Consider the following 24,680-nt stretch of genomic DNA (forward strand, 5'->3'; position numbering starts at 1 on the left):
TGTTATATAGCTGTGTTTGCTATAGCTATGTTTGTTATGGCTGTGCTTGTTATACGGCTGTTTTTGTTAATACAGCTATGTAATTCAGCTTATGTCATACGTCTTATGTTTTATGGTTTAGTTTTACGGCTTATGTAGTGCGGCTTTTTTTACACAGATAATTAATCAGGTTCGCTCAGAATAAGATTCTTACAGTTTTTACCCAACAATTTCATATTGAAACAGTCATTGGCAGTTGATAGAATAATTTTGTAACAAAAATGTAATAACTGAATTTATGGAGGATAAATGACCAAAGTAAAAAGGCTGGCAGCATTTTTAATGTTAGGAGTTATAACACTAACAGGTAAGACAATGGTAGTCCAGGCAGAAGAAATGCCAATGGCTGGTATAGCTGTTGTTTTAAATGATTTTTATGATAATGCGGAATCTGCTGACGAAAAAGTAGTAAATAATCTGCTGCAAGATTTGATCATTCAAAAGAAGCTGTCTTTTGCTCAGGTTGCTGACTATGCGAATATAAGGAACAAAGCAAGTGAAGAAGGCGAAGTTGTCGGTAAATTGTATGACAATGCAGCAGCAACTATCCTTGCTCAAAAGGGAGCCTGGTATAAAATTAAATCAGGATCAGTTACAGGATACATAGTAAGTAAATATCTTGTAACAGGTGAAAGTGCAATGAACATAGCGAAAAAGGTTGGAACAAGAGTAGCAGTGGTAAATACAAAAACTCTAAAGGTTAGAGAGAAAGCATCTACCAAAGCAGCGGTTGTGGCATTAATTGCCAAAGGAGATGACCTAAAGGTTACGAAAGAACTGGAAGGATGGGCGAAGGTTCAGTTAGATGAGAATACATATGGATATGTATCAACTGACTTTGTTAAGCTCCAAACAAGCTATGAAGAAGCAGTCTCAATCGAAGAGGAAATACAGCGACTGGAAGAAGAAGCAATTTCTTTTGAAGAGGAAAGACAGAATCAGGCAGCAGATTCTGTTGAAGCAGAAATAAAGCGTATGGAAGCACTTGCCGTATCGCTGGAGAAGGAAAGACTGCGTCAGCTTAAAATTGCAGGCAATCAATCCAATAATAATACAAGTACAGGAAATAACACTGCGACCAAAGAAGCAACAGGCAGTAATGCTGATTTAGGAAGTAAGATTGTGGATTATGCAGTGCAATTTCTTGGTAATCCTTATGTATGGGGAGGAACCAGCCTGACGAATGGGGCTGACTGTTCTGGTTTTACCCAAGCAATTTTTAAAAAATTTGGAATATCAATTCCAAGGACTTCAAGGGTTCAGGCAACAGGTGGGACAAGAATCTCTCTTGATAATATGATTGCTGGCGATCTGATTTTCTACGCCAAAGACGGTGTTATAAATCACGTTGGAATTTATATGGGAAATGGGAAAGTGATTAGTGCAAGTTCTCCATCAACAGGTATCAGAATTTCAGATTATGATTACAGAACACCTGTTAAAGCCGTAAGATACCTTTAAGATAATTGATGTATAAAAGAAGCTGAGCAAACAATTAAATGTTTGTTCAGCTTTTTTTGCGGTGTAAAACCTAATCTAGAATTAAATAAACGGACACTAAGGTAATCCAATCTTGACATTGATATAATAAATTGGTATTATAAACATAACACTGTTATTAAAAAAAACACCGTTATTTAAAAAAATCAAGTGAATAAAAGTAAATACAAAATAAAGAAATAAAAAAACGGATATGCAAAATGGATATGCAAAATGGATATGCAAAACGGATATGTAAAACAGATATGCAAAACGGATATGCAAAATGGATACGTAATACGGATATGTAAAACAGATATGCTAAAACAGATATGTTAAAACAGATATCTAAAAACAGATACTTTTTTAATTAGCATGGTTGTTAAGAATGATTTCGATACAACTATTAACAAATAAGGGGATTAGTGATGGCTAGAGAAGAACAGAAAATGAGAAGTGATAGTGTACGTCAGGCAATCCTGGATACGGCCCTGGAGATCGGAATGAAAGAAGGATTTGAGGAATTGTCTATTCGTAAAATTATTAATCAGATGAGATACTCGACAGGTGTTGTATATCATCATTTTAAAGATAAGCAGGAAATAATCGATGCCATAGAAGCAGCGGAGACAAAATGGCTGCAGGGGCAGATTATGGAATTATTGGATGAATCAAAGGACGTTGCGGCAGAAATTGAAACAGTATTCAAACGAATCTTAAAACTTGCGTTTGAAGAACCGGAAAAATACAATCTTATAGTTCTGCACAAGTACAGCCGGCGAAAGTCAGAACAGCCGGGGTGGATTACCCACTTATGTAAGAGATTACAGGAGGGGATGGATAAGGGTCTTATAAAAGAGATGGACACAGAGAAGGCTGCATTTGCAATCTGGAGCTCTTTTCTTGGTTTTCATCTTATGATTTCAAGGCAGCGGGAGCTGACAATGGAAGAGGCTGAAGAAATGTTCAGAGTTCAATTAAATATAATTCTTAAAGGAGTATTACGGTGAGTGAGAATCGAATCATCTATGGGACTAAGACCAGGCATTCTAAGAAAATAGCAGAGGCTATTGGCAGGGCATTCAATATTATTCCTTGCAATATTAATTCTGAGCCGGTGATAAAGGAAACAGACATTTTATTTATTGTAGGAGGCATTTATGGTGGCAACAGCCTTCCAGAGCTATTAAAATTTGTACATAACCTGGAGGGGAACAACGTCCGGGGGGCAGTACTGATAACTTCCTGTGCTGCTAAGAAGCAAGGGCAGGATTCAATAAGAAGTATTCTGGAAGACAAAGGTATTCCGGTAATTGATGAAATTCTATGTCAAGGTAGCTTTTTATTTATGAAAATGGGGCATCCAAATAAAACTGATATTACAGAAGCAGTCAATTTTGCCGTAAGCATTGCACAAGGAGCCATAAAATGAAAAAGATAGGGCTTATACTTTTAATTTTAGGCGTAATTGTTCTTGGACTTTATATCAGTTTGGTCAACAGTTCAAAAAAAAGCCTGACAGATATGGAATATGAAGAAGTGGATATGTCTAAAGTAGCTGATGGTGTTTACTTTGGTGAAGTTGATGCAGGTCTGGTATATGTTAAGGTAAGTGTAACCATAAAGGATAATAAAATTATTAATATACGTATACTTAAACATAAAAACGGACTGGGAGGCAAGGCGGAATCCATAGTCACAGAGATGCTCCAGCAAAACAGCTATAATGTAGATGCAGTAAGTGGTGCTACTTTATCTAGTGAGGCAATTAAAAGTGCTGTGAGCAAAGCACTTAAGAAGGGATACGGAAATTAGTACATAACGCTTCAAAAAGGAGAATCCATGATAACTATTATTTCTGATGGTAAGATGAATTACATTGGTGAAGAACTTGTGAAGGAGCTGACCGGTAAAGGCCTCCAGACTGAGTATATTTCCCTGGAGGGTGTAACGATAAAGCCCTGTACTAATTGCGGAGGATGTACCTATAAGACTTATGGTAAATGTGTAGTCCGGGATGACGGTGATTGGATATTTCCTAAAGTTATACAATCCGATGTTATTATATTTGTTACACCCATCGTGTTTGGAAGCTATTCCTTTCCCATAAAAAGATTATTTGATAAATTTGCTCTGATAATGGACCGTTATTACTATATAGAGAACAAAGAACTGGTTAAGGGCGGCATGCAGGGAAAGCGGTTTAAGTTCTTTGTATTAGGTGCCACAGACACTATACTGGCAGAAGAAGAGCAAGCCTTTCTAAAACTTCATCATGAGAATCTTAGGATAACCAGAGGTGTGGGAAGAGTCTTTTTTATAGATTCAATCCTTACTACTGATATGAAAAAGCAAATTACGGAGGAGGTTTCAAAGGCATGAGAAATATACTTTTCATTAATCTAAGTCCCAGAACCCAAGGAACCAGTTCTTTGCTGCTGCAAAAATGTGCAGACTATCTTGCTGCAAGAGGACACCTTACAAAGCTGCTGCCTCTTTACCCAAGCCTTAAGGATAAAGCACAGCTACTGAAGGCAGTTAACGAAGCAGATACTCTGATACTGGGAGGCCCCTGTTATGTAAATACTTTTCCGGCAGAGACTCTGACCCTTTTAGAAGAGCTCTCATTTCATAAAGATGTCTTACATGGCCAGAGTCTGTACGGAATCATTCAAGGCGGAATGCCTTATGCGCATACTCACGAATGCGGATTAGCCCTGCTTGAGATATTTGGACTGAAATGTAATGTCAATTATAAAGGCGGATTTGTTATGGGGCTAGGTGCTATGCTGAACGGAGAACCCTTAGAGAAACTCCTGAATGGGAAAACTGTTATCAGGCAGTTTCATATTTTTGCAGAGCATATCAGCAGGAACGAAGACGCTCCAAAGGAGGACTATTTAAAGGCACAGTTTCATGTACCGGTCTTTGTATTCCGTATAATGGCTATCGGGATGAATCAAAGGATGAAAAAGGAATTTAAAAAGCATGGTATCCATAGGAATCACAAAAGCCCATATTTGTCAGAGGACTAAAGAGGAGGCTTGGATTACATTCGTTTTGCTGCATCCATGGCCAGTGCCGAGCGCTCACATTCCTCCGTCTGCATGGTTATCTGGTAACACAGCGGACTTCCTTTCATTTTCTCAAACACATAACTAAGACCGTTGGTACGTTCATCCAGAAGTGGATGGTCAATCTGTCCGGGATCGCCTAAAAGTATGACTTTTGTACCTTTACCGACTCTTGTTACAATACCTTTAACCTGCTTGGGAGTAAGGTTCTGTGCTTCATCAATTATGAGATAAGTGTGGGTAATAGAGCGTCCTCTGATGAAATTCATCGCTTCTGCCATGATAATTCCACGTGAGAATAATTCCTCGATTTTGCCACGAAGTTCTTTTTCATTCTTATAGCGTTCCTTTTCATTCTTATCCACCAATATTTCAAGGTTATCAATAACAGGTCTCAGATAAGGTGCTATTTTCTCCTGTTCAGTACCAGGCAGAAATCCGATGTCCTCATCAAACTGTACATTAGGTCTTGTTATCAGGATTCTCCGGTAACTTTTCTTCTCTGTCTCAAAAATGCACGCAAGACCAACCGCCAGAGAGTAGAAAGTCTTCGCTGTACCTGCCGGACCCTTAACAATTACTAATGGGGCGGTATTGGCATCTTCCAGCAGTGCCTCCTGCAGAAAACGCTGTCCCACATTTGCCGGCTTAACCCCAAAGGGTTCTTCCTTCAGGCTTTTTAAGGGGACAATCAGCTTGCCGTTATACCTTCCAAGTAAGGTTTTCTTCTCACTGGTCTCTGAGTGTATGATAAAGAACTGGTTATGAACTGGTTTAACCTCCTGGCGGAAAGCGGCCAGAGCAGTATCATCTTCCGCAGTGCTTGGATTAACTGAAGAGGTACGTTGATAGATTTGATCAGGAGCGATCCCTTTTTTCTTGAAGTCACCCATGGCTTTGTCGGAAGCGTAGACGTGCAGCCTGCCATTATACTGTTCTTTGAGCAAAGGAGACTGTTCCGTAGTAAAATCCTCCGCCGCAATTCCTATCTTTTGTGCTTTTAACCGAACAAGAATATCTTTGGTAACCAGAATAACTGATTCTCCTTTTTCCGCCAGCCCTTTGCAGACTTTAAGGATACGATTATCGTTAGAGTCCAAGGCATAGATAAAAGGAAGATCCACATGTACAAAATTAGCTTCTATTTTTAGAGAACCGCCGGAAAGAAGGGTAACACCTTCAAAAAGGTTACCGGTCTGTCTTAACTGTTCCAGGCAGCGAATAGACTGTCTTGCATTAGCACCTCTTTCTCCGTCATCGTTTTTAAGCTTATCCAACTCTTCCAGGACAGCGATGGGAAGCACGACTTTATTATCCTCGAAGGAACTAAGGGCATAGGGAGCTTGGATCAATACATTGGTGTCTAAAACATAGGTTTTTGTCATAGGAACCCCTCCATAAGGTTAATATAGATGCATTGAAAGAATTTTAAATTTCATTATCAAGAGATATTGTGCCTTCCTTATCTGGGCAGCAGGTCTTGACCGATTACCGAGTCTCTGTCCAGTCCGCAAGTAGTTTCTAGTGAAATGGAAATGGATAAAACTGGAGAAGTAAAAAGAAAGCTTACTGCCAGTACAATTGCAGTAAGCTTCTTATGATACATAATGTCGTTTTGCAAGTGTGATATATTTTCTGGAGAAAATCTGACGTTTGGCGTAGAACAGGAACATACCAATACTGTATAGAAATGAGATGATTAGAAGAATTGGTTTTACAATGCCATGAAGCATAAACATAGGCTATACCTCCTTGATTGTTTGATATAAACAGGTTTAATGGTATCTGTTTTATTTATACTCCAAAACTGAAGTTCCTTCAATCAAAGAATTGTAAAGTGTATATGTGAAATTGGTAAATACGAGACAGGAGTACTGCAGAGCTTCAGAGCTTGTCAGAAAAAAGACTGACAGCACAGTCGTATTCCTTCTGTAGTGTCAGTCTATGTTTAATTACTCAGTTGTTGTTTCAGTTTCAGGCTGATCAGATACTTTAGTAGCATTGTCACCTGCTTCAGTTTTACAACCGCAGTCACAGCCACAAGAATCATCATCATCGTCGTCATCAAAATCATCGTCGAAATCATCATCAAAATCTTCAAGATAATCAGGTGTGAAATATCTGTATACGGCATATGCTATACCTGCAACAGCAGCTACAGCTCCAATCACTGCTAAAATAGTAAGAATGCAGTTGCCGGATTTCTTTTCTTCTTTTTTGTGTAACAGGTCATTTACTGAGTTAAATAAATCTTCCATCTTTGTATTCATAATAGCACGTCCTTTCATGTAGAGTTTATTCCCTTGTATTATACCACAAAGATACAGATTTTACTATAGAAAAACTGGAAAATGCATGTAATTAAGATAATTTTTTCAATTTAGCAAAAGAAGCAAGCATTTTTTTGGTTCCTGCACCGGAAAAATCTACCGTTACTTCGTAATCCTTACCGGCATTGTTAATATTTGTAACAAGACCTACTCCGAACTTGATATGAGATACCGTATCACCAATGCCATAGTCTATGGTGCCAAGATTGCTGCCTCCAAACTCCCTGGGAGTTTGGGCAAAGGTTTTGGGTTTGTCAAATACATTGTCAGAAAATGCTTTTCCTGCTGAACCTGCAGCCTTTTTATTGAATTCCGGTACCAGGCTGTTATGGGAGTTGCTGCGGAACGGACTTGAGTTATACGGATTCTGCTCCATGGTAAGTAGATATCTCGGTATTTCACGAATAAATCTCGAGGCTCTGTTAAACTGTGTCTCTCCACGTAACATACGTTGAGAGCAGGCACTTAAGGACAGACGTTTCATTGCTCTTGTAATACCTACATAGCAAAGGCGTCTCTCTTCTTCGATTTCCGTCTCGGGATCTTCTGCATGTATAGACATATAACTTGGAAAGAGACCATCTTCCATACCGCACAGATATACATAGGGGAATTCAAGCCCTTTCGCACTGTGAAGAGTCATAAGTACTACCACGTTGCTATCGGCAGACAGGTTGTCGATATCTGACACCAGTGCAACCTCTTCCAGGAAATCACTTAAGGAAGGGGGTTCCAGAGCATTGTCTTCAAAAGCAACAATTTTACTCTTTAATTCGCCGATGATATCCAGGCGGTCTTCTTCATTTTCCAGTTCCTGACCTTTTAAGTCCTCAACATAACCTGTAGCTTCAATGATTTCCTCCAAAAGATCACTGATGGAATAATCAGGACGTGCAATTTTGGATTTTAAGATTTCAATAAGGCTTACAAAAGGTGAAATCTTAGCAGCAGTTCTGCCAAGACCCGGTATGTATTCTGCCTGTCTCAATGCTTCATAGAAGCTGATACCGTTATTTGCTGCATAAACATCTACTTTGTCTATGGTTGCAAGTCCAATACCTCTCTTGGGTACATTGATGATACGTTTTACTGCCAGGCTGTCCAGGCCGTTATCTATGGTCTTTAAATAAGAGAGCAGATCCTTAACCTCTTTACGTGCATAGAAGTTAATACTTCCAATGATCTTATAAGGAATATTTCTGACTACCAGCTTCTCTTCGAAGATACGGGATTGTGCGTTGGTTCGGTATAGAATGGCAAAATCCTGATAAGCAGCTTCTCCAGACTGAACAATACTGGCTATTTCAGTAACAATGTTTTCTGCTTCTTCCAGGTCTCTGTCAAATTGGGTAAAGCGTACGGCGTCTCCATCCGCGTTATCCGTCCAGAGGGCCTTATCCTTTCTTCCAGAATTATTGGAAATAACTTCGTTGGCAGCCTCAAGGATCTTCTTTGTTGAGCGATAGTTCTGTTCCAGTTTGATAACCTGGGCTTCCGGATATTCTTTCTCAAAGTTAAGGATATTATAGATATTGGCACCCCGGAATTTATAGATGGACTGATCATCATCGCCTACAACGCATAGATTATGTTCTCTGCGTCCATCATCATGTATTCCGTCTGCCAATAGCTTAATTAATCTGAACTGTGCTGTATTGGTATCCTGATATTCGTCCACCATAATATACTGAAAACGCCGCTGAAAATAAGTAAGAGCTTCCTTGCTGGTCTGAAAGAGTTCAATGGTCTTAAAGATCAGATCGTCAAAATCCAGGGCATTGTTAGCCTTTAATCGCTTCTGATATTCTTTGTATACAGCTGCATACTTCTGCCTGTTAAAATCACCTACCGCACGCAGCTCATATTCTTCCGGTGTTATCAGTTCATCTTTGGCAGAGGAGATCATGGATAAGAGAGTCCTTTCCTTGAGATTCTTGGTATCAATCTGCAGATATTTACACACTTCTCTCATCAGGGTCTTCTGATCATCACTGTCATAAATGGTAAAACCCTTATCATAACCCAGCACATCGATCCATCTTCTAAGAATTCTTACGCAAGTGGAATGAAAGGTACTAACCCAGATATTTTCAGAACCGTAGCCTACAATATTATCTACACGTTCTCTCATTTCCCCGGCAGCCTTGTTGGTAAAGGTCAGGGCAAGGATATTCCAGGGATTAACGCCTCTGTGTTCCATCAGATAAGCTATTCGGTGGGTTAACACACGGGTCTTGCCGGAACCGGCACCAGCCAGTATCAGCAATGGCCCTTTAAAGTGCTCAACAGCCTTTCGTTGTTCGGTATTTAAGGTATCGTAAATGCTCATTATAAATCACCTTTCCTGTATGGTTAAAATCTCTCAATGTCTTAATAAAGCTCAATAAGAGAGCTAGTCTACTTCTTTCGCGCTGACATTTTCTTAAAGCAAAAGGTTGTGCAGACAGTCGCTGTACAACCCAAAGCTTAAGCTCACAGGCAAACATATGTTTAATTATACCATGGAATAAGGGGATAGACAAGGAATACCTCTCATTACCTGATTGGATTATTCTGCTGCCCGGCTACCACAGCAGAGCTTTCGTTGTCAGAGGAATCAGGTTCCAGATTACTTTTTTGTATGGAAATAGTTGCAAGGGTACTGCTGACCTGAGATAAGAGTACTGCTATCAGATCTAGTTCGTCTGTGGTTTTGTCTTTTGAAATAGCAATGGCAAGAGAAGCGGCAAAAGCGGCTAATTCTTCCGGACACATCAAAAAATCACCTCTTATCAGTATATGAAGTATTTGTGAAAGGGTGTTCCTAAAAATATTTGTTTACATCAAGTTTTCCATACTATATAATGGAAGAAGAGGTGATTACAATGGATTTTAGGGATGACAAGTATTTAAAGACCCTGATACAGGGAATGAAGAAGCTGGATTACATTGATCCGGATGATATTCCTAACATTGATTTATACATGGATCAGGTCACGACCTTTATGGATGAGCATCTGAAATCCTCCAAGCGTTATAACGAGGACAAGCTCTTAACAAAGACCATGATCAATAACTATACAAAGAATGATCTGCTGCCGGCTCCCAATAAGAAGAAATATACCAAGGAGCATATGCTGATGCTGATATTTATATATTATTTTAAGAATATCCTCAGTATTAACGATATCCAGCAGATGTTTGGTCCGCTTACCGAGAAGTACTATGGTGGGTCTTCAGGCATCGGATTAGAAGAAATCTATAAAGAAGTATTCCGATATGAAGAAGAACAGATGGATAATCTTCTTAAGGATGTTATCAGAAAGTACCGCAAATCCCAGGAAACCTTTTCGGAGGTGAAGTCCCAGGAGGACAAGGAATTCCTGAATGTCTTTTCCTTTATCTGCTTTTTGGGCTTTGATGTGTATCTAAAGAAACAGATGATTGAGAAATTAATAGATGATATGGCAAAAGAAACGGAGAAGAAATAATAAAAGTCTGACTGCTTAGGAATAATCCTTACAAATCAGACTTTTATGTCTTTATACGTCGCTGGGTTCGTCGTTCTCCTCTTTAAAATCCGAAATTCTTGAAAACACCATATCGTAACCGTCCTTGCCATAGTTAAGGGAACGATTCACTCTGCTGATTGTAGCAGTTGATGCACCTGTTTTTTCCGCAATTTCTAAGTAGGTCTTATGGTCACGCAGCATTCTGGCAACCTCAAAACGCTGTGACAGGGACAGCAATTCATTTACCGTGCAAATATCTTCAAAGAAAGTATAACATTCTTCCTGACTTTTCAAGCTCAAGATAGCTTCGAATAAATAATCCACAGCATGGGTTCTTATATTTTTGCTCAATTTTTCATCTCCTGCTAAAATATTCTTAATACTATAATAGTATAATTTTAACACTACGCAGTTTTAAAGTAAAGCTTTATTTTTCAGGCTTGAGTACTTGTAAATACTATGTTTTCAGACGATAAGCCGAATTATCACAGATATAGTTCTTTCCGTATTCTATCATGGCTTGTATGATACTCCTCCACGAGTTGAAGAGCTTCTAATATTGCAGTGGTGTTGAATGCAATATAGTCCATGGTATTTTCTTTCATATAAGTAAATATAAGATATGAAATATCTACCGAAGCCATTGAATCACCAGTTCTCTCATTGATCAATTCACCTAAGGGGCCATAGGATTTATAATAACTACCTGCGCTTGCTAAGTAGCTGTTTTGAACCTCAGCAGCTGTTTTCAGATTAACATCGGTTACTTTATCTCTGCTTAGATAAAAGGATTGGTTATCCGCTTTGATCTCATAGCGTTCAGGAAAAACACATATCTTACACAAGGTGTTTTCCGGTAGGGGTAACCCCAGAGTGTGGTTAAGGGAAAGAAGTTTATTATTAGACGATGTGTATTGCTGTATTATCTCATTTTGTGTCGCCCGTTTGATTTTATGAAAAGTCATCAACTGATAAATACTAAAAATAACAAGTAAAGTCGGGAGTAAAATCAGTATTGTATATAATATCAGTTCTCCTATTGTTACAGTTCCTATTGCTGTATTCATACCTTGCTCCTATCTGCATGTTTTTTGCCATGTACGTTTATTAGGGAGAGAAGTTATTTCTTCCTTTATCCGCCAGTGTAATTTTATAAATATTATGGGGTATGATTCCTATATTGTCAAATGAAATGGTTTATCAGAGTGCCAGAAAGTTCAGGTAAGGCTGCCAGATGAAATATATTATTAGAAAGGATAGTATTTATGAATGATGTGATTAGACATTATGATTTATTAGTAGAAGAAAATAATGATCCGGTTAATGATACGCTTCCTCTAAGACAATACATGGACAAATGGGATGGACATTTGTTCCTTGAAGATCTGCAGCTGGAGCTAAGTAAGACAGTTCTGGAAATCGGTGTGGGTACTGGACGGCTTGCAATACGAACCTGTGGTTACTGTAAGGAATTATGGGGAATTGATCTCTCACCAAAGACAGTGAAAAGAGCGGGAGAGAACCTAAGGTGTTATACCAATGTTAAGTTGGTCTGCGGTGATTTTATGACCTATGAATTTTCTAAGAAATTCGATATCATCTATTCCTCCCTTACCTTTATGCATGTGAAGGAGAAAGAACAGGCTATTGCTAAAGCAGCCCGTCTGCTTACTGGCAGGGGAAGATTCGTTCTGTCAATAGATAAGTCCCAGGCAGAATACATAGAGATTGGTACCAGAAGGGTCAGAATATATCCGGACAAGCTGGAAGATATAACGAAATTTATTGGAAATGCCGGAATGTACCCTTTAAAAATCTATGAAACGGAGTTTGCTGTTATATTTGTTGCAGTTATCAGGTAAGAGACATAAACAACTTGAAACAATATTAAATTAATGATACAGATAATATACATAGATAGGATGGATTATTATCAATCCTTTCAGTAAGGATGGCAAAAAGTAAACTTTTCTTATTACAGGAGGAAGAGTAAACCAATAAGACTACACTTAATTGTGTAAATGGACTAAATAACTGAATATTGAAGAGACAATCAATATATTAAAGGAGATAATGAGAATGAGGACAAATCTATATGAAGTAGTTGAGAAGAGAAAATCTGTACGGAAGTATGATATGAATCCGGTGGATAGTGTATTATTACAGCAAATAAAACAGTTTGGAGAAGAAGTAAGCCCTTTGATTCCGGATATCAGAGTGAAATTCAATGTTTACAGTTATGAAGAGGTCAAGAGTCTGATGGCAATCAAAGCACCTCATTATGTAGGCATCTATTCTGATAAGAAAGATAACTTTCTTTTAAATGCCGGTTATATGCTTCAGCAGATGGATCTCTATTTATCTGCCAACAATCTTGGCAGTTGTTGGCTTGGTATGGCAAAACCTTCGGTAGCTCTGCCGGAAGCGGTCGACGGACTTGACTTTGTCATAATGCTGGCTTTTGGGAATCCCAAAGAAGAAGTACATAGAAGCAGCAAGGAGGAATTTAAACGTAAGTCCTTAGAGGAAATTCTGGAGGGCAGCGGATATGAGGAGGTAATAGAAGCTGCCAGGCTTGCTCCTTCAGCCAGGAATACACAGGCCTGGTATTTTATCTGTAAGGAGAAAGAAATTCTCGTATGCAGAAAACCAGCAGGGTTTGTAACCGAACATTTGATGGCCAGGCTAAATACAATAGATGTTGGCATAGCCATGTGTCATCTGGATCTGGCATTAGAAAACCGAGCGCTGGAGAGAACTATTACCTTTGAGGACCTAGAAGTTCCCAAAGGATTTCTACATCTTGCCACAATAAGACTTTCAGTGTAAGAGGATATAATTAAGATTTTTATAGAATAGTTTATGGAAACGAGCTTTTGAAATAAAGTCAGCGATATGAGAGCTTATATTTATAAGTGCAGTGGCAGAATAAACTGAAACAATTATATGCATGAGCAGTTTACTGCTTTATTTCATAAGCTCCTTTTTAATAGATATTTGCTTCTTATAAGTAAGTTATAAAAATTTATTGACATATATATTCATATATCGTAATATATGAATATAGTAATGTTATATGACAGTAGTTATTTTTGCAGTTAAGGAAAGAGGCTCATATGGATAATAACATTGATAATTATACGGAAGCTGCTGAGATTCTGAAGGTTCTTGCTCATCCGGTTCGACTTTGTATGGTTAATGGTCTGCTGGAGAAGGGGGAATGCAATGTAAGCTTTATGCAGTCCTGTTTAAAGACACCCCAGTCAACGGTATCCCAGCACTTGCAGAAATTAAAATCTGCAGGGATTATAGAAGGTCGCAGAGAAGGTCTGGAAATATACTACCGGATAAAAGATGAGAGAATCGGAGAACTTGTACGGATTCTTACAAGTAATACGGGCAGAAAAAAATAGAGACGAGACAGAAGCGGACAGAAGAAAGCCAATGAAACAGAAGAACGCGGGAGAAACAGTAGTAAGCTGGTGAAATAGAAGTAAGCAGAAAACAGAAACAGACAAAATCATAACAGAAAAAAGGATAAAAAAACAACCAGACAGAAGCATGGCAGAAAGAAGACAGAAGACAGAAGTGGAATAGAGGCATAAGTTGTTCTTGGTCCTATGTCAAGATTTAGTACAAATTAAAATGAGAAGTTCTGCATGTTAAGCAGCAGGCAGAGACTTAGCCCTCTCATACAGTTTTTCATATTCGTCTGGAGACAAATAATCACAATAGCTGTGTATTCTGACGGTGTTATAAAAGGCTTCAATATATTCAAAAACAAGCTTATATGCATGGTTGTAGTTATGAATACTAAACCGGTTCAACCATTCTCGTTTGATGAGAGAATGGAAAGATTCAATACAGGCATTGTCGTAAGGATAGCCAGTATGAGAATAACTTCGTTGCATATTTACAGTGGCTTCTCGCCAGGCATTAGAAACATACTGGCTACCACGGTCTGAGTGTATAATCAAAGGAAAATCGGTGTCTCGACAAGCTTTTGCTTTATTGATTGTTTCGATAACGGAACACACTTCCATAGTATCAGAAAGAGTCCAGGCAATAATCTTTCTCGCAAATAAGTCCATAACGCAGTTGAGATAGACAAATCCGTCCTGTGTCCAAATGTAAGTGATATCGGTACACCAGACAGCATTAGGGCGTTCTGGATTAAACTGTTCATCAAGAATGTTGTGAAGTTCATCACTGAAATCAGAGTCTCTGGTTGTAGTGGTCCAAGGTCTAATCCACTGAGCTTTGATACCCATTTCACGCATGTATTTACCTACTGTGCGCTGGGCAATGGTTTCCCCAGATTTGCGAAGTTCCTTGGTGATTTTAGGAGCGCCGTAATTCTGTTTTGAACTATCATAAATCTTCTGGATTTCCTTTTTGACAGCCTCTTTACGTTGCTTGGTGGAAGAGACTTTTCGGTTCAGAAAAGCATGATATCCAGAGCGAGACACGCCTAAAAATTTCAGCATTCCGGAAGTAGAGACTCGGCGTTTTGTGACTTTAGATGCCTCTACCTTGGCAGAAACTTCGGTATAGATAGCTTCTGTCAATCTTTCCCCAGAATGCCGATGGCTTTTTTTAACACATCAAGTGCATCCTGAGCGTCACGGAGCTCACGTTTGAGACGAGCGATTTCCTTTTGTTCATCTGATTCGTAGTTACCGGAACCTCTAACGGGAATGTCACCATCATGGTCACGGAACTGAGCCTCCCATTTGGCTAAGGTACTTATACCAATTCCGAGATTCTTGGCACATTCAACCTGTGTAAGATCAGGATGTTCCTTGCGATAGTTGATAGCATCCAACTTGAACTGCTTAGTGTGTTGTTTTGATTTTCTTGGCATAATGAGTTCCTCCTCTTGTTATTATACATTATTTCAAGGGATTGTCTCATTTTGTTTTGTACTAATTAGATGCTAACATCATCTTTACTTGTTTGCGGTGTGCATAGGGTTATAAAAGTAGAGATTATAAACATTTCTTCAACAACGGTTTATAAATATCCTGAGAAAGAGGGTATTTAGAAAAGAGGTTATTATGAGTAAAAAGGTATTGATTATAGGAGGAGTTGCCGGAGGTGCATCTGCTGCGGCAAGGCTAAGAAGACTCGATGAAAACATAGAGATTATCCTGTTCGAACGGGATGGTTATATCTCTTATGCTAATTGTGGTCTTCCTTATTATATCGGTGAGACCATTAAGGAGAGGGAGAATCTTCTGGTTCAAACACCGGAGTCTATGAAAGCACGCTTTGGAATTGACATTCGAATACACAGTGAAGTGATTTCGGTAGATACAAAGAAAAAGAGTGTTTCTGTTATAAGCAGGGATCAGGGAGAATATGAAGAAAGCTTTGACAGTCTTATCCTGTCACCTGGAGCAAAAGCATTCAGACCCGGTATTGAGGGAATCAACAGCAGCCGTATCCATACACTTCGCAATGTTCCGGATACCGATAAGATAAAAGCTTATGTAGACGAAATGAAACCCAAAAGCGCAATTGTAATCGGAGGAGGTTTTGTCGGCGTAGAAATGGCAGAAAACCTGACAGAAAGGGGAATTAAAACGACGCTGGTGGAAGCTGCTCCTCATATTCTTGCTCCTTTTGATGGGGATATGGTAGTTACAGCGGAGAGAGAGCTAGAGCAGAATGGCATTCAACTTCAGTTAAATGACGGTATAGTTGCCTTTACTGATACACCACAGGAGACTAAGGTTCAGCTTAAGAGCGGCAAGAGCCTTGAAGCAGAACTGGTTATCCTTGCTATGGGAGTAAGACCGGATACGGATTTTCTTCGGGACAGCGGAATAGAGCTTGGTGAAAGAGGACATATCAAGGTAAATGGTCATATGGAAACCAATGTGAAAAATATTTATGCTGTAGGTGATGCCATAGAAGGTGTAGATTATGTGACCGGAGAGGCAGCAGCGGTAGCTTTGGCAGGACCGGCAAATAAGCAGGGACGAATTGCTGCCGATAATATAGCAGGAATCCCTTCTCACTTCGATGGTTTTCTCGGTACTTCTATTATTAAGATCTTTGGAATGACAGCAGCTAGAACGGGAGTCAATGAAAGAGGTCTTAAGGCTGCTGGTTTGGATTATAAAATGGTGCATCTGCATCCCATGTCCCATGCCTCCTATTATCCAGGAGCATTTAATATTTCCCTTAAGCTGCTATTTGACCTGGAGGGGAAAATACTTGGAGCTCAGGCGATTGGTTACGAGGGAGTGGATAAGCGAATGGACGTTATAGCAGCGGTTATGGGCATGAAGGGAAGTGTTTCGGATCTAACAAAACTGGAATTGTCTTATGCCCCCCCATATTCTTCAGCCAAAGATCCTGTTAATATGGCAGGTTATGCCGCTGAAAATGTACTGAAAGGTTACAGCCACCTCACTACCTGGGAGGAGGTATTAGGCCGTGAAGAGGATTATCTTCTGGTAGATGTAAGGAATGAAGAAGAATATGAACTAGGTCATGTAGAAGGTGCAATTAATCTTCCCCTTAACAATCTGCGAAGCAGGTTGAATGAATTGGATAAGGAACAGAAGATAGTTGTATATTGCCAGGTAGGGTTAAGAGGCTATATCGCTGATAGAATACTTACACAGCATGGATACCAGGTACAGAACGTTACAGGTGGTTATGTAGGTGCCAAAGACTACTTGTACAATACGAAGGATAGCAGAGAGCCGGACAGAACAGAAGTAAAGGCTGCAGATTTAGAGGAGAGCAACGCAGAGAATGGCAAAGACAATATCGGAAATGTTATAGCAGTTACTGCAGATGTGGATGCAAAGGTATGTGAAGAGGATATAATAATTCATGAAACACTGGATGCCACAGGATTATGCTGTCCCGGACCGCTTCTTAGAGTAAAACAGGCAGTTGATAAGTTAACTGAAGGAGAAACAATCAAAGCAGTTGCCTCTGATCCAGGATTTTACGAGGATATTAAGGCCTGGTGTAAAAATACCGGGAATCAACTTCTGATGCGAAAGAAAGAACAGGGGAAAGTTCTTGCTGTAATTCAAAAAGGAGAGGTTACAAAGACTGAAAGTCAACTCCAAACAAGCACAGAGAAAAATAATAAGACCATGGTGGTATTCAGCGGTGATTTGGATAAAGCCATAGCTTCCTTTATCATAGCAAACGGAGCTGCCTCTATGGGAAGAAAAGTAACCATGTTCTTTACCTTCTGGGGACTGAATATATTAAGGAAGCCAAAGAAGATTAAGGTGAAGAAAGGCTTCATGGATACTATGTTTGGCGGAATGATGCCAAGAGGCAGCAGGAAACTTAAGCTCTCTAACATGAATATGATGGGAATGGGAGCACAGATGATTCGTAAGGTCATGAAGGATAAAAATGTGGATTCCCTGGAAAGCCTTATTGAAACCGCTATAGCCGGCGGAGTGGAAATTGTAGCCTGCCAGATGTCTATGGATGTGATGGGATTAAAGCAGGAGGAGCTGATAGACGGTATAAAGATTGGCGGTGTAGGCTACTATCTGGGAGAAGCAGAAGAGTCAAATGTAAACTTGTTTATTTAAACGCAAAAGTTGCTGCATAGGTTAAAGAATTTACTCAGGACTACAGTAAAATTCAATAACTGATTGCAGCAGCTTTTTTTCATTGTAATTATTCATCGAATAAGGTAAAATAAACTCTGCACGTTTTGAAGGAGTAAGGTAAAATATATTTGTATGTGTTGGAAGGCCAAGTGACAGAAATCAGTTAGAGAAATAAATGGATGCAAGAAGTAACAGAAATCATTTTAAGAAATAATTGGATGTAAGAAGTAACAGAAATCATTTTGAGAAATAAATGGATTAAGAAGTAACAGGAAATCATTTTATGAAATAATTGGATGTAAGAAGTAACAGAAATCATTTTAAAAAATAAATGGATGTAATCAGAAGTGACAAAAAGCAGTTAGATAATGAAGTGATGGTTTAAACAGTAATAAAAGAATTGATAACTTTTTAAATAAAAGAATTGATAGCTTATTAAAAAAAGAATTGTTAGCTATATAAATAAAAGAATTATATATTTAATTAATAGTAAGAAAAATAAAAAGCAGATATAATCAATAAGATTATTTGATTATTAAATATCAGATTACTGGGTGAAAATCCACGAAACTGTGGGTATAATTTATTATAAGGGATAGTCTGAATTATTGAAATAAATACACATCTAGATTTGTGGGATTGCCCCATCTGCAGGCAGATGAGGTGAGCAAGGGGAACCGGAATGGACAACTCAAATAATGATACAAAATTATATACTGTAAGTGCAATATCAGAGGAAGCCTATTATGAGGACTGTATCCTTTGTCCAAGAAACTGTCATGTTAATAGACGAAAGGGGACTTTGGGCTTTTGCAGAGCGGGTGCTTCTATAACGGCAGCGAGAGCAGCCCTGCATTACTGGGAAGAGCCCTGCATATCGGGAGCCAACGGTTCCGGAACAGTTTTTTTCACCGGTTGCTCCTTAGGCTGTGTTTATTGTCAGAATTATAATATCTCAAGGAACCAGACCGGAAAAGAAATAACCACTGAACGCCTGGCTGAAATATTTCTGGAATTGCAGGGACAGAAAGCGCATAATATCAATCTGGTAACCCCCAGCCATTACGTACCATCCATAGTAAAATCCATAAGACTTGCCAGGGAAAAGGGATTGGATATTCCAATTGTATACAATAGCAGCGGTTATGAAAGTGTGGATACTGTTAAATTGCTGGAAGGAAATGTGGATATTTTCCTTCCGGATTTGAAATATTGTGGACAAAATTTTTCAAAACGTTATTCCTTTAGCAACGATTACTTTGAAGCAGCGTCAAAAGCCATCGCTGAGATGGTGCGGCAGGCCGGAGAAGCACAATTTTCGGAGGATATCATGACAAAAGGTGTCATTGTGAGACATCTGTTATTACCAGGAGGCCTTAAGGACTCTAAGAAGGTGATAAAATATCTGTATGAGACCTATGGAGATACAATTTATCTCAGTATTATGAATCAGTATACCCCCTTAGAACAAGTGAAATCATACCCGGAACTTGACCGAAAGGTAACACAGAAGGAATACGACGAATTAATAGATTACGCACTGGAAATTGGAGTAGAGAACGGATTTATACAAGAAGGAGATACCGCTCTGGAAAGCTTCATTCCGGAATTTGATTCTCAGGGTATTTGAACTTATTGACGATAGAAATAACCTTAATGGAAGGAAAGAAAATGAAACCGTATAACAATAGTAATGAGAAGAATGTAAAGTCTGAGAAGAAGCGGTCCGGGCAGAAGAATAGTCAGCGTAAAAATAATGAAGCAAGAAAAAACGCAGAAACAGAGTACAGGGCAGAGTATAAAAGTGATAATAGCACTCAGAAAAATATTTCCAAGCGAGATGGCTTACAAGGAGCCGGTGGAAATAGAAAAGGGACTGGATACGCAGAGAATAAAGATGCAGCCATAAGAAGTAAAGGTACTTCCTATTCGGAGTATAAAGGTACAGCGGCTAGAGGTAAAGAAAATAGATATACAGAGAATAAGAGCAATGAAGCCAGAGGAAATGAAAAAAGGTATTCAGCAAATAAATTCAATGAAAATAAAAGTTCGGGAAATAGAAGCTCAGAAAATAGAAAATCAGGAAATAGAAGTGCAGAAGATAGAAATTGGGAAAATAGAAACTCAGAGTATAGAAGTGCGGAAAATAGAAACTCAGAAAATAGAAGCTCAGAAAATAGAAAATCAGGAAATAGAAGTGCAGAAGATAGAAATTGGGAAAATAGAAACTCAGAAAATAGAAACTCAGAGTATAGAGATTCAAGCAATAAAGGTACACGAGGAATAGGAAAAGGTACCAAATACGCAGAGAGCAGAAGTAATTTACAGGTAAATAAGAAAGAGTTTGGAAACAAGAAGCAAAAACTGACGGGCAAGGATACAAGCTGGGACAGGAACGGAAAAGCAAGTGGCAGATCCTATGAAGAGAAAAATTCCAGGAAATCACCAGATGGAACATGTCCTCATAGAAGAGATTGCGGTAGCTGTAGAATTCAGGAAAAAAGTTACAAGGAGCATTTGAAAGACAAACAGGGGTATGTAAGTGAACTGCTCAAGAGTTATTGTCCGGTTGAACCTATTATCGGCATGGAAGATCCCAGGCATTACAGAAACAAGGTACATGTAGTCTTTGACCATGACCGCAGAGGAAATGCAATTTCCGGTGTTTACGAAGAAGGAACCCACCGTGTTATTGCCATAGAAAGTTGTCTTATCCATAATGAAAAGGCAGATGAAGTCATTGCATCCATCAGAGGCTTATTAAAATCCTTTAAGATAAAGACTTATGATGAGGACACCGGATATGGCCTGTTACGACATGTCCTGATACGAACAGGGTATCACAGCAAAGAAATCATGGTGGTGCTTGTAATCGGCTCACCAATCTTCCCGTCTAAGAACAACTTTGTAAAAGCCTTAAGAAAACTTCATCCTGAAATATCGACTATCGTTGTAAATGTAAATGACAAGAATACCAGTATGGTACTGGGAGAAAAAGAGCAGGCTATTTATGGAAAAGGATTTATAGAGGATTCCCTCTGTGATAAAGTGTTCCGTATTTCTCCGAAATCCTTCTATCAGGTAAACCCTCAGCAAACAGAGATACTTTACCGTAAAGCAATTGAAATGGCAGGGCTGACCGGTAAGGAAACGGTATTGGATGCCTATTGCGGAACTGGAACAATCGGACTCATTGCATCGGATAAAGCGGATAAAGTTATCGGTGTGGAGTTGAATAAGGATGCAGTAGCAGATGCTAAGGTGAATGCTAAAAGAAATCAGGTTTCAAATATTCAATTCTATCAAAAAGATGCCAGTGAGTTTATCTCCCAGTTGGCAGCTCAGGAAGAGAAGATAGATGTAGTGTTCATGGATCCTCCCAGAGCTGGAAGTGATGAGAGCTTCCTGGATTCACTAACAGTATTAAAGCCAGAGAGAGTGGTATATATATCTTGCAATCCGGTTACATTAGAGCGGGATGTAGCGTATTTGACGAAGAAAGGGTATAAGGCTAAAAAACTGGTACCAGTGGATATGTTTCCTTGGACGAATCATACAGAAACAGTTTGTTTGCTTAATAGAACAAAATAGATTATAGCAGAGTGCACCCATTTATTAATGGGTGCACTCTGCTGTAGAAAAATAGATAAATACTTTGAAACTTATAAATTATTGGTATATAATGGTGATGGTAATAATATGGAATTTTGAAGACTTGCAACAAGTTGAAATCTCAAATATCCAAGGTCAAGCAATGTACTTTCTATCCTAGTCAATAATTTTATTAAGGTTCTCGTTAATTGATGAAAAAATCAGTATCCAGAAGAAACAAAATAATAGTAATTGTGCGGCTTAATGACTCATATCAGGAGAAGGATTAAGCTAAACCCAAAAGGGGCCAACAGAACTCAACTATAAAAACTTCCATTACATTTATAATACAGCTTTTATTCGAAGTTGGTGTAGCCATCAAAGCATGTTGGAGACTTAATGGTAGGATTGATTAGAAAGTTGAGATAAAATTACTTTTAATAATATATGAATAGGAGGATAGGAATGAATCACAAATTTAAAATTGCATTATCCTTTGCAACAGAAGAACAGAAGCTGGTGGAAAAAGTGTATCATTATTTGAAAGCTGAAAATATATCTGTATTTTTTGCGCCCTCATCAGAGTGTCAAGCATTGCTTAGTGGGGAAAATCAACGTGAAGTATTTTATAGTATCTTTGGGATGAAATCGGAGTATGTAGCTTTATTTGTTTCTAAAAACTATATCCTCAAAGATGTTCCGATGGAAGAAGCTAATATTGCTTTTACTAAGCATAGTAGCGATGGGAAGGTAATACCCATCTATCTTGATGGAACACCATTACCCCCAGACATGTTTGATCCGAGAAGCACTAACTACTTTAAGTCGGATAATCCTGCGGCAATTGCAAGTCATCTTTCTGCAAAAATAAAAAATGCAGAGTTCATGGATAAAAAGAATTCTTCAGCTGTAACATCAGAAAATACGATGAATGTTAGAGGGAATACAGCTGAAAAGCAAATATTTATTCAACAATTGAACGGAAATATAGACTTATGAACCTAAAGGATGGAAAAAATGAAAAAATAGAAGATATGAAGGAAGAGGATTCTAGTGATAATGAAGCTATTGATAATGCCGATGGCTTAGCACAAAATAAGCGTAAGCATAATGCTAATGTATTTAATGCAACTGATAATACTGCCCAATTCCAGGTGTTCATACAAAATTTGGATACTTTGAATACTTATATCCCAAGTGTAGATACAGTCAACCTTGAGTCTCCTGAAAATATAAGCTATAACTTGCGTAAGCTGATTTTAAAAGATTCCGTTTATCAAAATGGATTTTTTCCTCAAATACCGAATTTCAGGAAACGTGGTTCAGCTTTTATACTTACTGGTGGAACTACTGATGATATCATCGTCGATGAGCATACAACGGCAAAGCAAATTAGGCAAGGAAAATATACACGGCTTGTTGAAATAGCTACATTGCCTTACACAAAAGAAATTACACTTAATTCATCCAGTAAGGAAACGGCCTATTCCTTTGACGTATATGTCAAGGCTGTAATTCAAGTAAAAAATCCTATACTATTATATGGGAATAAGAATTTAGACGTTGATGCGTACTTTAATAATTTACTTTCACTCGATGTTAGAAGAATAACACGGCGCTATAGTATTTTAGACTTTGATGGATTGGATGCCGAATTGACAGAAAAATTGTCTCCATATAGCAACACCGATGAATCTACGGGTTTTGGTTACCAAATCTCTGCCGTTGATGCTAAACCTGGTAAGGATGCACAAAGGTACGTGTATAAACAAAGTACACAGCAACTTGATATGGAACTAAAGAATAAAGCTAGAAAGCAGCTTGAATTTCTTGCAAAGAGCTATGAGGAAGCAATTAAGACAGAGATTGTAGAAGGTAAGTTAACAGAAGCTGAAGCTATAATAAAAATCAAGGAATACGAAAATTCAAATTTTGATGATCAAGTGAAACGTCTAGAAGAATTGCGTGAGAAAGGCTTCCTCACTGATAGTGAGGCTAAATCTCTAGTTACTCCAGCATTAGAAAAGGTAGGTACCAAATCACAGAAAATAGTGGAACGCTCTGGACAAGGAAACTCAAAAGCATTTGATGATTCTACTATGGATAGTTTTTATGAAGAGGAACAAGACTAATGAATTTAATAATAGATAGTTTTATATCACTACCCTTTTTTTGCGTGTAGCCATTTTATTATTTTTCATTATTTTTGTGATTTGAAGGATTTTTGGAAAATGGATACTTTGGATTTTGTCTATAATTCCGTTCGCATTGCAAGGAGTTTTTCGAGCTATTTATTGGGTGATTGAAATTCCTGTAGCAGCACTTCATAAAAAATTAGGGATAAGCTTTTATAAAATAGATAATTTACTGTCTCAATTAGGGGCGAAAATAGACTCTGTGCTATTGCGTTGGAATAAAGCATGGCACTTCCCTAAAAAGATGCGTTTATGGAAATCCTTATTGGTTTATGTTGTTTGTGTCGCTGCTATTACATTTCCCTCATTAATAAAGGTTGAAACAAATATTTATCGAAAGGGAGAATACGTTTATCTTCAGTATGAAAGTACACTTATTAATTTAGTTGAAAAATGTGGTTGGTACAATAAGGCAGAAACTGTCTCTTTGAATCATGATATACAAGCTGCACAGGAGATTTCAGAAGAGTCGGAAGTGTCCCCTATTACACTCGTTGTTTCAGGGCTTAAGAGTTCTTTACTTGTAAGAGATGCTCCCTCAGCAAAGAATTCCATTGAACTAGATCGGTTATATAATGGCGATACTGTTGTTTGGTCTGGTATGTTAATTTTTTCAGAGATGGGTAATGGTAGTATAGAACCTTGGGTCAAAGTTATAACACCAAATGGAATAGAAGGATGGACGAGACTGTTCTATCTATACCCTAAACAGTATGACAATACAGAATTTTATGTTTAAATACATAAATGATCTTTTTATGCAAAATAGTTATTTTTACCATATCATAGATCAAAAAATTGCTATCAGTAACATTCATATTAATTCTATGGATGATTACACTATAGGCGGTTTATTTTGAAATATATCTTAATGCCAAGGGGG

Annotated in this window: 25 protein-coding genes; 16 read left to right on the plus strand and 9 right to left on the minus strand. The window is 38.3% G+C overall.

Features of this window, described 5'->3' with window-relative positions; all coding sequences use genetic code 11:
- Nucleotides 1–288: 288 nt before the first annotated feature.
- The 6 genes from R2R35_RS18820 to R2R35_RS18845 all read left to right on the plus strand — a co-directional run bounded on the left by R2R35_RS18820 (nucleotide 289) and on the right by R2R35_RS18845 (nucleotide 4,553).
- Nucleotides 289–1,500, plus strand: coding sequence for a C40 family peptidase (locus R2R35_RS18820; protein ID WP_317731371.1), 1,212 nt, complete (start codon nucleotides 289–291; stop codon nucleotides 1,498–1,500).
- Nucleotides 1,501–1,946: 446 nt separating this feature from the next.
- Nucleotides 1,947–2,528 (plus strand): TetR/AcrR family transcriptional regulator, encoded by a 582-nt coding sequence (locus R2R35_RS18825; RefSeq protein WP_317731372.1) that lies wholly within the window; start codon nucleotides 1,947–1,949, stop codon nucleotides 2,526–2,528.
- The gene (locus R2R35_RS18830; RefSeq protein ID WP_317731373.1) at nucleotides 2,525–2,950 is read left to right on the plus strand and encodes a flavodoxin domain-containing protein; all 426 of its coding nucleotides are present in this window, start codon (nucleotides 2,525–2,527) and stop codon (nucleotides 2,948–2,950) included. Before R2R35_RS18825 ends, R2R35_RS18830 begins: the two co-directional genes overlap by 4 nt.
- Nucleotides 2,947–3,333, plus strand: coding sequence for an FMN-binding protein (locus tag R2R35_RS18835; RefSeq protein ID WP_317731374.1), 387 nt, complete (start codon nucleotides 2,947–2,949; stop codon nucleotides 3,331–3,333). The genes R2R35_RS18830 and R2R35_RS18835 overlap by 4 nt, the downstream gene beginning before the upstream one ends.
- A gap of 27 nt (nucleotides 3,334–3,360) precedes the next feature.
- On the plus strand, nucleotides 3,361–3,900 hold the full coding sequence (locus R2R35_RS18840) for a flavodoxin family protein (protein WP_317731375.1): 540 nt from the start codon (nucleotides 3,361–3,363) through the stop codon (nucleotides 3,898–3,900).
- Nucleotides 3,897–4,553, plus strand: a complete 657-nt coding sequence (locus R2R35_RS18845; RefSeq protein ID WP_317731376.1) for an NAD(P)H-dependent oxidoreductase — start codon at nucleotides 3,897–3,899, stop codon at nucleotides 4,551–4,553. Before R2R35_RS18840 ends, R2R35_RS18845 begins: the two co-directional genes overlap by 4 nt.
- Nucleotides 4,554–4,567: 14 nt before the next feature.
- Here the strand turns inward: R2R35_RS18845 and R2R35_RS18850 are convergent, their stop codons facing one another.
- From R2R35_RS18850 to R2R35_RS18870, 5 genes are all read right to left on the minus strand, one after another.
- Complete coding sequence (locus R2R35_RS18850; RefSeq protein ID WP_317731377.1) at nucleotides 4,568–5,977, minus strand: PhoH family protein; 1,410 nt, start codon at nucleotides 5,975–5,977, stop codon at nucleotides 4,568–4,570.
- A gap of 210 nt (nucleotides 5,978–6,187) precedes the next feature.
- Nucleotides 6,188–6,331, minus strand: a complete 144-nt coding sequence (locus R2R35_RS18855; protein ID WP_317731378.1) for a hypothetical protein — start codon at nucleotides 6,329–6,331, stop codon at nucleotides 6,188–6,190.
- A gap of 213 nt (nucleotides 6,332–6,544) precedes the next feature.
- On the minus strand, nucleotides 6,545–6,880 hold the full coding sequence (locus R2R35_RS18860; RefSeq protein ID WP_317731379.1) for a hypothetical protein: 336 nt from the start codon (nucleotides 6,878–6,880) through the stop codon (nucleotides 6,545–6,547).
- A 73-nt stretch (nucleotides 6,881–6,953) separates the two neighbouring features.
- A complete protein-coding gene (locus R2R35_RS18865; protein ID WP_317731380.1) occupies nucleotides 6,954–9,251 on the minus strand; it encodes an ATP-dependent helicase in 2,298 nt (765 codons plus the stop codon).
- Between the two features lie 206 nt (nucleotides 9,252–9,457).
- Nucleotides 9,458–9,676, minus strand: coding sequence for a DUF6774 domain-containing protein (locus tag R2R35_RS18870; RefSeq protein WP_317734818.1), 219 nt, complete (start codon nucleotides 9,674–9,676; stop codon nucleotides 9,458–9,460).
- 110 nt (nucleotides 9,677–9,786) lie between these two features.
- On the opposite strand from R2R35_RS18870, the gene R2R35_RS18875 reads away from it, so the two are divergent.
- Nucleotides 9,787–10,392, plus strand: coding sequence for a DUF1836 domain-containing protein (locus tag R2R35_RS18875; protein WP_317731381.1), 606 nt, complete (start codon nucleotides 9,787–9,789; stop codon nucleotides 10,390–10,392).
- A gap of 51 nt (nucleotides 10,393–10,443) precedes the next feature.
- Here R2R35_RS18875 and R2R35_RS18880 read toward each other — a convergent pair whose 3' ends face one another.
- Together R2R35_RS18880 and R2R35_RS18885 are read right to left on the minus strand one after the other, a co-directional pair.
- Entirely contained in the window at nucleotides 10,444–10,764 is a 321-nt protein-coding gene (locus tag R2R35_RS18880; protein WP_317731382.1) for a YerC/YecD family TrpR-related protein, read from the minus strand.
- A 134-nt stretch (nucleotides 10,765–10,898) separates the two neighbouring features.
- A complete protein-coding gene (locus R2R35_RS18885; RefSeq protein ID WP_317731383.1) occupies nucleotides 10,899–11,480 on the minus strand; it encodes a hypothetical protein in 582 nt (193 codons plus the stop codon).
- Between the two features lie 198 nt (nucleotides 11,481–11,678).
- On the opposite strand from R2R35_RS18885, the gene R2R35_RS18890 reads away from it, so the two are divergent.
- The 3 genes from R2R35_RS18890 (at nucleotide 11,679) to R2R35_RS18900 (ending at nucleotide 13,826) form a co-directional block, all read left to right on the plus strand.
- Nucleotides 11,679–12,275: a class I SAM-dependent methyltransferase gene (locus R2R35_RS18890; RefSeq protein ID WP_317731384.1), complete on the plus strand. Its 597-nt coding sequence runs from the start codon at nucleotides 11,679–11,681 to the stop codon at nucleotides 12,273–12,275.
- Nucleotides 12,276–12,492: 217 nt separating this feature from the next.
- A complete protein-coding gene (locus R2R35_RS18895; protein WP_317731385.1) occupies nucleotides 12,493–13,242 on the plus strand; it encodes a nitroreductase family protein in 750 nt (249 codons plus the stop codon).
- A 287-nt stretch (nucleotides 13,243–13,529) separates the two neighbouring features.
- Nucleotides 13,530–13,826 (plus strand): ArsR/SmtB family transcription factor, encoded by a 297-nt coding sequence (locus R2R35_RS18900; RefSeq protein WP_317731386.1) that lies wholly within the window; start codon nucleotides 13,530–13,532, stop codon nucleotides 13,824–13,826.
- A 249-nt stretch (nucleotides 13,827–14,075) separates the two neighbouring features.
- On the opposite strand, the gene R2R35_RS18905 is transcribed toward R2R35_RS18900, so the two are convergent.
- Entirely contained in the window at nucleotides 14,076–14,981 is a 906-nt protein-coding gene (locus tag R2R35_RS18905) for an IS3 family transposase (RefSeq protein WP_317731047.1), read from the minus strand.
- Nucleotides 14,978–15,277: a transposase gene (locus R2R35_RS18910; RefSeq protein ID WP_317731048.1), complete on the minus strand. Its 300-nt coding sequence runs from the start codon at nucleotides 15,275–15,277 to the stop codon at nucleotides 14,978–14,980. The genes R2R35_RS18905 and R2R35_RS18910 overlap by 4 nt, the downstream gene beginning before the upstream one ends.
- Before the next feature lie 193 nt (nucleotides 15,278–15,470).
- On the opposite strand from R2R35_RS18910, the gene R2R35_RS18915 reads away from it, so the two are divergent.
- The 6 genes from R2R35_RS18915 (at nucleotide 15,471) to R2R35_RS18940 (ending at nucleotide 24,536) form a co-directional block, all read left to right on the plus strand.
- Nucleotides 15,471–17,990 (plus strand): CoA-disulfide reductase, encoded by a 2,520-nt coding sequence (locus R2R35_RS18915; protein WP_317731387.1) that lies wholly within the window; start codon nucleotides 15,471–15,473, stop codon nucleotides 17,988–17,990.
- 703 nt (nucleotides 17,991–18,693) lie between these two features.
- Nucleotides 18,694–19,641 carry a radical SAM protein gene (locus R2R35_RS18920; protein WP_317731388.1) on the plus strand — a complete coding sequence of 316 codons (948 nt, stop codon included), beginning with the start codon at nucleotides 18,694–18,696 and terminating at the stop codon, nucleotides 19,639–19,641.
- Between the two features lie 41 nt (nucleotides 19,642–19,682).
- Nucleotides 19,683–21,602, plus strand: a complete 1,920-nt coding sequence (gene rlmD, locus R2R35_RS18925; protein ID WP_317731389.1) for a 23S rRNA (uracil(1939)-C(5))-methyltransferase RlmD — start codon at nucleotides 19,683–19,685, stop codon at nucleotides 21,600–21,602.
- A gap of 465 nt (nucleotides 21,603–22,067) precedes the next feature.
- Nucleotides 22,068–22,601 (plus strand): toll/interleukin-1 receptor domain-containing protein, encoded by a 534-nt coding sequence (locus R2R35_RS18930; protein WP_317731390.1) that lies wholly within the window; start codon nucleotides 22,068–22,070, stop codon nucleotides 22,599–22,601.
- Entirely contained in the window at nucleotides 22,598–23,734 is a 1,137-nt protein-coding gene (locus tag R2R35_RS18935; RefSeq protein ID WP_317731391.1) for a hypothetical protein, read from the plus strand. The genes R2R35_RS18930 and R2R35_RS18935 overlap by 4 nt, the downstream gene beginning before the upstream one ends.
- A gap of 115 nt (nucleotides 23,735–23,849) precedes the next feature.
- Nucleotides 23,850–24,536, plus strand: coding sequence for an SH3 domain-containing protein (locus tag R2R35_RS18940; RefSeq protein ID WP_317731392.1), 687 nt, complete (start codon nucleotides 23,850–23,852; stop codon nucleotides 24,534–24,536).
- The last annotated feature ends 144 nt before the right edge of the window (nucleotides 24,537–24,680 follow it).

It is taken from the genome of Anaerocolumna sp. AGMB13020 (assembly GCF_033100115.1).
Lineage (GTDB): Bacteria > Bacillota > Clostridia > Lachnospirales > Lachnospiraceae > Anaerocolumna.